The following is an 8,382-nucleotide window of genomic DNA, read 5'->3' as shown; positions in this document are numbered from 1 at the left end:
ATGCGGAAGGTTGTTGTTGTCATTTTCTTGTGTTTTTAATTAATCAAATATACGGAATAAATCTCACATTATCAAATGCTTCCGGTGGTAATCGGTAATAAAAAAACAGGAATATCACCCCTTTTCGTCCATACCTCTTGACGTGCCATCACATTAACGTACGGGCAACGGCTTTATGGATAGAGCAATCAGAAAAATGCCGATCGGCATACAAAGTTTTGAGGATATACGGAAAGGTGGTTATGTATATGTCTCAGCTAAATAACCGTCGTCACCTCCTTAAAAGCATATCTCCTCCGCTCCCCGTCACGCAGTTGCAGGATCAGGTGGCCGGTCGGCTCGATTGCGTAGATACGGGCTTCAAAACGGCCGTTTTCGTCGACATAGGGATAATAGCCGTCACCACGATATAAAGCTGCCATATAAGCCGCGCGGACCTCTTCCTCTTTCTCTTGCAGCAACAGGCAATAATAATTGAAGAAGATACGCAGGAAACGTTTCAGGACCTCTTCGCGGTCGTACGTCTTCCCGGTAATTTGGGTGAGCGATACAGGATTGGGGGCATTGCTCCGGAAAACCTCCTGATTGATATTGAGGCCGATGCCGATAACCGAACAATACAGATGTTGTCCCGACAAATCATTCTCGATCAGCATACCGCATATCTTACGGTCTTTCCAGTAGATATCGTTCGGCCATTTCACCGTGACGGAGTCGATATAGCCGTCTAACGTCTCCTTGACGCTCAGGGAAGCGATCTGGGAAATCAGGAATTGGCGGTTTGCCGGAAGGAAATCGGGATACAGCAGGAGACTGAACATCAGGTTTTTCCTGGCTTCCGACTCCCATGAGTTCCCCACCTGCCCTTTTCCGGCAGTCTGGAAGTCGGCAATGACAAGGCTGCCCTCCGGCAATGCGTCCCCGGCAAGTAGCTCCCGCAGGTAGTTATTGGTTGAATTTGTCTCATCCAGCCGGATAATCCGCGGAGTTTCGTTCTCTTTATTCATTGTAGAGTTCTCTTGTTTTCTTCGGCAATTTGGCTATTACTTCACGGTAGGAATGGCGGATCCAGTGCTTGATCTCCTCATCCGGCATATCGCGGTCGAGATAGATCGTGTTCCAGTATTTCTTATTAAAATGATAGGCGCCTTCCACAGCCGTATAGCGTTCGCGCAGCTCCTCGGTGTAGTCGGTACTGCATTTCAGCGACACGCACGGTTCACTCGCATCCAACGGCAGAAGCAGGAACATCTTCCCTTCCACCTTAAACACTAACGAGACATCGTCAAAAGGGAAACATTCCGTCGCATTCTTCAACGACAGACAATATTCCCGGGCTTCTTCTATATTCATATATCTTTCATATTAGCGGCAAGGAGCATAAAACGCGTCTTCGATATGGTCGATTTCATAGTCCCCGCCTTTCTTTATCACGGTAATAATATCGAAACGGACCGGCAATTCGAGATTGAAAAAGCGGACATAGGCATCGGCTGCTGTCACGATGCGGCGGATTTTGCCGTTATCCACAGCCTCCTCCGGCGCTAAAAGATAATCATCCGAGCGAGTCTTGACCTCCACGACAACCAGTTCGCCGTCTTTCATGGCAACGATATCCAACTCATAATGATGCCAATGCCAATTCGTATGGACAATCGTATAATCATGCTTTTCCAGAAAAACACGCGCAACGGCTTCCCCGTCTTTCCCTGTTTCGTTCCGTTTTGCCATCCTGTGTAATTTGCACAAATATAACGTTTTTCTTTTTTATTTGAGCTTTCAATCTTACATTTGCAGAACAATGGCATTGAAACGTAAATATTCGCCCCCTCAACCGAACCACCCGCGTGTGCACAAGGTTACTTTTATGCTCAACGACGATGAGCAGAAGGCTGTGGAGCGTTATCTTGCCAGGTATAAGATAGCCAACAAGTCCCGCTGGTACCGCGAGACGATCCTGTCCCACATACTCAAAACACTGGAAGAGGACTATCCGACCCTCTTCAACGAAAACGAAATGAGAAGATGATCAATCCTTTCAACGACGAATATTTCATGAAGCAGGCGCTGATAGAAGCCCGCGCCGCAGCTGCCGAAGGCGAAGTCCCGGTCGGCGCCGTCATCGTATGCAACAACCAGATCATAGCCCGTGCACATAACCAGACGGAACGCCTCAACGACCCTACCGCCCATGCCGAGATGCTGGCGATAACGGCCGCCGTAGGTGTCTTAGGTGCCAAATATCTGACGGGATGCAGCCTGTATGTAACCGTGGAGCCTTGCGTCATGTGTGCCGGAGCCATCGGATGGGCACAACTAAGCACAATCGTCTACGGAGCGACAGACGAAAAAAGAGGCTTCCGGCAATATGCCCCGAAAGCCTTCCATCCTAAAGCCATCGTAAAAACGGGCATCCTCGAAAAAGAATGCGCAGAAGAGATGAAGCGCTTTTTCCAGCAAAAGCGCTAAAAGAGCATATTATTCGTTTTCTTCATAATAATACGAATAATCAATCCCTTTCATAAAGATTTCACGGTCGTTGATCTTATCTGTCAAAGCATTCTTCAGTAACTGTTTCAGTACGCTGCTGTTTATAGAACTTCTTACCATTGCGTCCATGTAATCAGTTTTATTAATCTTGCTCCAATCCACACACTGTTTCAGGTGTTTCTTGAAAATCAGATCTAACCAAATACGCGTACTCCGGCCATTTCCTTCCATGAATGGATGGGCTATATTCATCTCCACATATTTATCGACTATCTCGTCGAATGTATTCTCAGGCATTTGTTCAATTTGCTTTAATGTGTTGCCTAAAAAGTGCGCCACTGCAAACTGAAAGCCGCCTTTCGAAATATTCTTCTGCCTTATTTTTCCCGCAAAGTCATATATCCCTCCGAAAATATAGGCATGGATTTGCTGCAAACTTTTCACCGTCCCGATTTCCGATTCCCTGACCAGGTTACTTTCAAAAAAAGAATATGCTTTTTTCTTACTCTGTCCGTCACTGCTGTTATCGCTATATGTAAACCAATCAAGAAACTTCAGGGCTTTGTTATTTGGGAAATGCTTGGCAAGAGAGATCACGCCGTCACTATCAAACGTATCTGTCAAATATTTCTTTCCATCAGGTGCAGTTAATTTCAGTTGGTGAGCGTCACTAACCAACTGACTGTTCTCTTTTTTTAATTTGTTCTTAAGATATTTCCAATAGTTACGGGCTTTTGTATAATCGTCCTGCCCGTTTAAAGCACTGACAATATCAATAACACTAAAATACCATTTCTCACGTTCGTCGTCCCATATAGCACGAACCTCGCGGTCTGCAAAAAAGCGGATGGATATTTTGGGATTCATTTCACCTCCTCATAGTCGACATACTCGCCTTCGTCCTTGGCGAATATCTTTTTACGGGATACGGAAGAAGGTTCTTCGTACGTGCTGCTCCGTCCGGAGGAAGAAGAGGTGGTTGTTTGACGGCGTTGCCCTCCTTTTTTCCCGCTGCTTCCGCTGCCAAACAGGATATTTTTGAACGTACGCAAGATTGAAAATCCCATCAGGAATACTAACAGGATAAAGAAGAAGAACATTACAAACAAAAATTTAAACATACTCCGTCACTTAGTTGGTTTTTATTACACAAACACAAAGATACGAATTCTTGTTTATCTTCTTTTGTTAAAAAAAGACAAGGCGATATAGAGTATAATCGTTCCGGCAATACCCAGAACGCCAAAGAGAGCCACAAAGACCACTGCGCCGCCTACCAGGATGTAGCGAAGTTCGTTGCCTTTCCACTTTAACGACTTGACCTTTAAAGAGAACATCGGGACCTCCGAGACCAACAACAAAGAGAACAGGATCGCTAAAACGATTATCCCGGCAATGAACCCGATGTTGTCCACCGGAATGGAAGCCCGAAACGCATATCCGATAGAAGCCCAGAAAAGAGCATGTGCCGGCACCGGCATACCGATGAAAGAGGTCGTTTGCCTTTCGTCGATATTGAATTTGGCAAGGCGCAACCCGGAAAAGACAGGTATCACTAAAGCCAAATACGGAATATAAGGGGCGGCGTTTCCCAAAGCGGGAACCGTCATACAAGCCTGCTCCAACAGCCAGTAGGCAATCATTCCGGGGGCCACCCCGAAACTAACCATGTCGGAAAGGGAATCCAGTTCCTTTCCCATCGGAGAATAGGCATGCAGGGAACGGGCGGCAAAACCGTCGCAAAAATCAAAAACAGCCGCCACGACAATCCACAGGGTTGCCATCGGCAGGTTGCCTTTCAACGCCATCACACAGGCGATGCAACCTGATACAAGACTGCAACAGGTCACTAAATTAGGTATACTTTGTTTGATGCTCATTTACTTCTTTTATTTTCCCAAGCGGGCTATCGGAGTCTGGTTACCGGTAACCTTCTGGTCCATTTCAACCAGTACTTCCGTCCCTACAGGCAGGTAGACATCCACACGGGAACCGAATTTGATAAATCCCATCTGCTCGTCGACGTGGCATTTGTCGCCGACTTTGGCATAAGTTACAATGCGTCGCGCCATCGCTCCCGCAATCTGCCGCGCCAGGACATCTATCCCGTTGCGGGTCGTAATCACAACGGCCGAACGTTCGTTCTCCGTACTGCTTTTCGGCAGGTAGGCCGCCATGAAACGTCCGTTCTGATGCGATACGTGCTTGACTGTCCCGTTTACGGGGAACCAGTTGGCATGCACGTTAAAGACGGACATGAATATTGAGATTTGCAGGCATTCCCTATGCAATATCTCGTTCTCCTTCACTTCTTCAATCGCCACGATCGTCCCGTCGGCGGGAGCAATCACCAAGCCTTCCGAATCGTAGGGGAAGCGGCGGAACGGACTGCGAAAGAAGTTAAGTACCAATAAGAACAGGACAGTGGTGACAAAGGTTGTGCCGTAAAAGACCCATCCTTTGTTGACAGTATGATACAGCGCAACGTCCACAATAAAGAATATCGTGAAGAGCGTTAACAACAGACCTGTTCCTTCTTTATGTACTTTCATTCTGTAATCTAATCGTGTATTTTATCGTAAGAATCTGCAAAAATATTCATTTTTACCGAATAACAAAAATATATCCCCCTTTCACAGCTTCTATTTTGCTTAATTCGACATACCAGAGGAAACCTTCCACCTCCTTATATCCCATCTGGCGGATCAGCTTCAGATAGTTGCGAATCTGGCGATGATAGCGTTGGTCAGGATGTTCCCCGAATTTATAGTCGACAACAACAACCCGGTCATCGGTAATCATCACACGGTCCGGACGCTTCGACAGCCCGTTTCCGAACAGGATGTCGACTTCGTTCAGCACGCGGGTCGTCCCGTCATACCAGGGTGCGGCATCCGGCATATTCAACAACTCTTCCAGGCGGGAGACAAGCGCCGCCGCTTCCGTCCGGTCGATCACGCCTTCCTGGCGGTAGCGTTCAACGGCCTGGGGGATATCTTTCCGCGTACGGATACGGCTCAACACCTCATGCATCAGGGCGCCATGCTTCCGGCGGGCATTATCGAAGAAGAAGCCTTTCCCATGCAGACGCAGTTGCAAGCGGTCATCCGGAGAGATCGAGTTCATGCGACTCATTCCGACCTCCTGCATGCCTGTCTCTTCGGTCTTGGCAACCGGACGCCACCAGTCACCCAGTTCGAACACGCCTCTTCCGGTATCAAAAGATGCCGGCAACGAGATCAGTCTCTCGCCTGCCCGGGTATCGGAGACCTCCGTGTGCAGGCCTGCCCAAAGAGCATCCGTCAAAGAGGATATCTTTTCCACCTCGCCTGTTTCTTCCTTGATCTTCTTCGGACGCGGGGAGAATACGACCAACTCTTCTTTCGAGCGGGTAAAGGCGACATATAATGTGTTCAGATTGTCGATAAAGGCGTGCAAACGTTCTTTAAAGTAATCGGCTGCAAAGATTGTCTTCGCCAACGACTGGCTGTAACGCACGGGGACCAGGTGAAGACGGTTGAATGGTTTCTCCTCCGGATGACACCAGAGGATCACAGGCTTCGTCGGCTTATGGTCGATTTCCCAATCGCCGAAAGGTATGATCACAACCTTAAAGCCTAATCCCTTCGACTTATGGACCGTCAGGATGCGGACCGCGTTCTGTCCGTCAGGCGTGGCAATCGTTTTCCGGCAACCAGTCTCATCCCACCATTTCAGGAAACGGCTCAGGTCTGCGCTCTCCTTCTGGGTATATTCGGAAACCATATCTAAGAAAGCCTGTACAAAGACCTGCTCGTTCGCCGGAAAGTCGGCGGAGAAGAGGCGGAACAGCCCCTCCGTTATCTCATACAGCGACTGGCGGGAAAGCCCTTGCAGGGCTGATGCGATCTCCGGCGGGAAGGTCTTTGCGCGGCTTCCGCATTCGATGCTGTTCGTTTGCGACCCTGCATCGGGTGCGGGAACAGCGTTCAGTATCCAATAGGAGTACAAGGCGATCTGTTCGTTCGTCCTGTCGTCCGGGTTCTTCAGGTAGCGCAACAGGGAAACTAAGAAGCGGACCGCCGTCGAACCGCTTACAAACAGGGCCTCATCGGAGATTATATCGTAGTTATAATGGTCGGAAGGATGTTCTTCCTTATATGTCAGCAACGTATCCGCCACCTGCGCCCCTTCCTGGTTGGTACGGACGAGAATGGCAATATCTTTCAGGGCATATCCGTTGTCCTGCAGTTTTTCAAGTACGCCCGGCAGACGTTCCAGCGCCTCTTCCTTCCAGTCTTTTTCGTCATCACCGGAGAGGAATTCGATCCGCACATGCCCCTCTTTCTCCCGGAAAGGCGGAGGAACCTGTTGGAAACTATTGTCGTAGGCGGACATGATCTTGGTAAAATAGGCCGCCCGTTGTTCTTCCGTCAGGGAAGAGGCGGAAAGGGCTTCGTTATACATCCCTTGAAGCACGCCGGGCAATGTCGTGAAAAGGGCATTGTTGAACATCACGATATTCCGGCAACTGCGCCAGTTATCTTTCAAGGTCTCTTCGCGGACCTCTTCGGGCGAGAAGTCGGCCTGCACCTGCTCATCGAGCAGCTTCCAGTCGGAATTGCGGAAACGGTAGATACTCTGTTTCACATCTCCCACGATCAGGTTATCCCGGTTATGCGCCAGGCTTTCTTCAATCAGCGGACGGAAGTTATTCCACTGCATCCCGCTGGTATCCTGGAACTCGTCTATCATATAATGGTCGACGTGCGTACCGGTCTTTTCATAGATGAAAGGGGCATCGCTCCCGCCGATCACCTTATTCAACAGTTCGGTCGTGTCGGCTATCAGCATCACATTCTTTTCTTCCCGGTAAGCCGCAATCTGGCGGGAAACATCCGTCAGGATTCCCAACGTGTAGTAATAGCGCACAATCTCACGGGCCGTATTATAGGCGGTCAGATCGCCAAACAAGGCGACAATGCCTTTGATGCAGTCGTTCAGTCCGTCTTCAAAGGCACATCCGATGATTTGCCGGGCGCCGAGCGGGGTCGTCTTCGTAAAGCATCCGTCCAGGTTGTCCGCCAAGCCGATAAAGGTCGCTGACGGTTCCTTCATTTCCCCTTGCGCCAAACGGTCGAAAAGGGTCAGGGGCGAACGGCTCCCTCCCTTGAAGTCCGTCGGTTTGAGTGCGTATTCAGCCAGAATCTCCAATCCGCGTTCCCCCAATTCTTTGGCGGCAGTCTCCACAGAACGGATGATGCCGTAGAGAGCATTCTTATAGTCATCCAACGCTTTCTTATCTTCTATATCCCGGCCGACTTCTTCACTGAAAGCCTTATAACTTTCCTTAAAAACTTCCCGGCTCAGGGACATGATGTCTTTACGGAGGTTCCACTCCCCGCCGTTCTCTATCTTGTCTTCCGCAAACCGGAGCAACCAACCTAACAGATCCTTGCTCTCGGGCTTTTCCAAATCCGACAGCAGGTTGTCGATAGCCGTAGTCAGGACCAGTTCCTGGTCCATCTCGATGCCATATCCTCCCTGCAAGCCAATCTCGCGGGTAAAGGCACGCATAGTCTGTTGGAAAAAGCGGTCGATCGTGCTGATATTAAAGGCGGAATAGTCGTGCAGGATATCAATCAGTATCTTTGCTGCCTGCTTCCGGACCTGCGTCTCCGTAAGCGAATAGGTCGAGCCGAGTAATTCCACATAATCCGATTTCTTGCCGGAGGCTAAGTTATACAGTTCATCGATGATACGGGTCTTCATCTCGTCCGTCGCCTTATTCGTAAAGGTCACGGCAAGAATGCGGCGGAAAGCGCCCGGCCCGGTGAACAACAGGGTCAGGTATTCCCCGGTCAGTTTGTGTGTTTTCCCGGCTCCCGCCGAAGCTCTGTAGACAGTCAGCAT

10 protein-coding genes are annotated in these 8,382 nt (G+C 49.2%); 2 read left to right on the top strand and 8 right to left on the bottom strand.

Features of this window, described 5'->3' with window-relative positions; all coding sequences use genetic code 11:
• Window positions 1-257 precede the first annotated feature (257 nt).
• Genes DWW90_RS13785 through DWW90_RS13775 form a run of 3 tightly spaced genes read right to left on the bottom strand, consistent with a single transcriptional unit; the run spans window position 258 to window position 1,731 of the window.
• Entirely contained in the window at window positions 258-1,007 is a 750-nt protein-coding gene (locus tag DWW90_RS13785) for a biotin--[acetyl-CoA-carboxylase] ligase (protein WP_122345377.1), read from the bottom strand.
• A complete protein-coding gene (locus DWW90_RS13780; RefSeq protein ID WP_122345376.1) occupies window positions 1,000-1,353 on the bottom strand; it encodes an MmcQ/YjbR family DNA-binding protein in 354 nt (117 codons plus the stop codon). The genes DWW90_RS13785 and DWW90_RS13780 overlap by 8 nt, the downstream gene beginning before the upstream one ends.
• Before the next feature lie 12 nt (window positions 1,354-1,365).
• Window positions 1,366-1,731, bottom strand: coding sequence for a YraN family protein (locus DWW90_RS13775; RefSeq protein ID WP_115501024.1), 366 nt, complete (start codon window positions 1,729-1,731; stop codon window positions 1,366-1,368).
• Window positions 1,732-1,801: 70 nt separating this feature from the next.
• Between DWW90_RS13775 and DWW90_RS13770 the strand changes: the two genes are divergently transcribed.
• Both DWW90_RS13770 and DWW90_RS13765 read left to right on the top strand, forming a co-directional pair.
• Complete coding sequence (locus DWW90_RS13770) at window positions 1,802-2,029, top strand: hypothetical protein (protein ID WP_115501025.1); 228 nt, start codon at window positions 1,802-1,804, stop codon at window positions 2,027-2,029.
• Window positions 2,026-2,469 carry a nucleoside deaminase gene (locus tag DWW90_RS13765; RefSeq protein WP_115501026.1) on the top strand — a complete coding sequence of 148 codons (444 nt, stop codon included), beginning with the start codon at window positions 2,026-2,028 and terminating at the stop codon, window positions 2,467-2,469. Before DWW90_RS13770 ends, DWW90_RS13765 begins: the two co-directional genes overlap by 4 nt.
• 9 nt (window positions 2,470-2,478) lie before the next feature.
• Here the strand turns inward: DWW90_RS13765 and fic are convergent, their stop codons facing one another.
• The 5 genes from fic to DWW90_RS13740 are packed head-to-tail and all read right to left on the bottom strand — an operon-like array spanning window position 2,479 to window position 8,382.
• Entirely contained in the window at window positions 2,479-3,357 is an 879-nt protein-coding gene (gene fic, locus DWW90_RS13760) for a protein adenylyltransferase Fic (RefSeq protein ID WP_122345375.1), read from the bottom strand.
• Window positions 3,354-3,611 carry a DUF4834 family protein gene (locus DWW90_RS13755; RefSeq protein WP_115501028.1) on the bottom strand — a complete coding sequence of 86 codons (258 nt, stop codon included), beginning with the start codon at window positions 3,609-3,611 and terminating at the stop codon, window positions 3,354-3,356. The genes fic and DWW90_RS13755 overlap by 4 nt, the downstream gene beginning before the upstream one ends.
• Before the next feature lie 54 nt (window positions 3,612-3,665).
• Window positions 3,666-4,370 (bottom strand): CDP-diacylglycerol--serine O-phosphatidyltransferase, encoded by a 705-nt coding sequence (gene pssA, locus DWW90_RS13750; protein ID WP_122345374.1) that lies wholly within the window; start codon window positions 4,368-4,370, stop codon window positions 3,666-3,668.
• A 9-nt stretch (window positions 4,371-4,379) separates the two neighbouring features.
• A complete protein-coding gene (locus DWW90_RS13745) occupies window positions 4,380-5,042 on the bottom strand; it encodes a phosphatidylserine decarboxylase family protein (protein ID WP_115501030.1) in 663 nt (220 codons plus the stop codon).
• Between the two features lie 52 nt (window positions 5,043-5,094).
• Window positions 5,095-8,382 carry an exodeoxyribonuclease V subunit beta gene (locus DWW90_RS13740; RefSeq protein WP_122345373.1) on the bottom strand — a complete coding sequence of 1,096 codons (3,288 nt, stop codon included), beginning with the start codon at window positions 8,380-8,382 and terminating at the stop codon, window positions 5,095-5,097.

The organism is Parabacteroides sp. AF17-28, from assembly GCF_003479205.1.
GTDB classification, from domain to species: Bacteria; Bacteroidota; Bacteroidia; order Bacteroidales; family Tannerellaceae; genus Parabacteroides; species Parabacteroides acidifaciens.
The sequence above is the reverse complement of the archived record's forward strand: the minus strand, read 5'-3'. Positions and strand labels throughout refer to the sequence as shown.

What these genes read in the sequence shown, in the direction of transcription:
- DWW90_RS13785 (WP_122345377.1), bottom strand. Translation starts at nt 1,007, where the DNA reads ATGAATAAAGAGAACGAAACTCCGCGGATTATCCGGCTGGATGAGACA.
- DWW90_RS13780 (WP_122345376.1), bottom strand. Translation starts at nt 1,353, where the DNA reads ATGAATATAGAAGAAGCCCGGGAATATTGTCTGTCGTTGAAGAATGCG.
- DWW90_RS13775 (WP_115501024.1), bottom strand. Translation starts at nt 1,731, where the DNA reads ATGGCAAAACGGAACGAAACAGGGAAAGACGGGGAAGCCGTTGCGCGT.
- DWW90_RS13770 (WP_115501025.1), top strand. Translation starts at nt 1,802, where the DNA reads ATGGCATTGAAACGTAAATATTCGCCCCCTCAACCGAACCACCCGCGT.
- DWW90_RS13765 (WP_115501026.1), top strand. Translation starts at nt 2,026, where the DNA reads ATGATCAATCCTTTCAACGACGAATATTTCATGAAGCAGGCGCTGATA.
- fic (WP_122345375.1), bottom strand. Translation starts at nt 3,357, where the DNA reads ATGAATCCCAAAATATCCATCCGCTTTTTTGCAGACCGCGAGGTTCGT.
- DWW90_RS13755 (WP_115501028.1), bottom strand. Translation starts at nt 3,611, where the DNA reads ATGTTTAAATTTTTGTTTGTAATGTTCTTCTTCTTTATCCTGTTAGTA.
- pssA (WP_122345374.1), bottom strand. Translation starts at nt 4,370, where the DNA reads ATGAGCATCAAACAAAGTATACCTAATTTAGTGACCTGTTGCAGTCTT.
- DWW90_RS13745 (WP_115501030.1), bottom strand. Translation starts at nt 5,042, where the DNA reads ATGAAAGTACATAAAGAAGGAACAGGTCTGTTGTTAACGCTCTTCACG.
- DWW90_RS13740 (WP_122345373.1), bottom strand. Translation starts at nt 8,382, where the DNA reads ATGCTGACTGTCTACAGAGCTTCGGCGGGAGCCGGGAAAACACACAAA.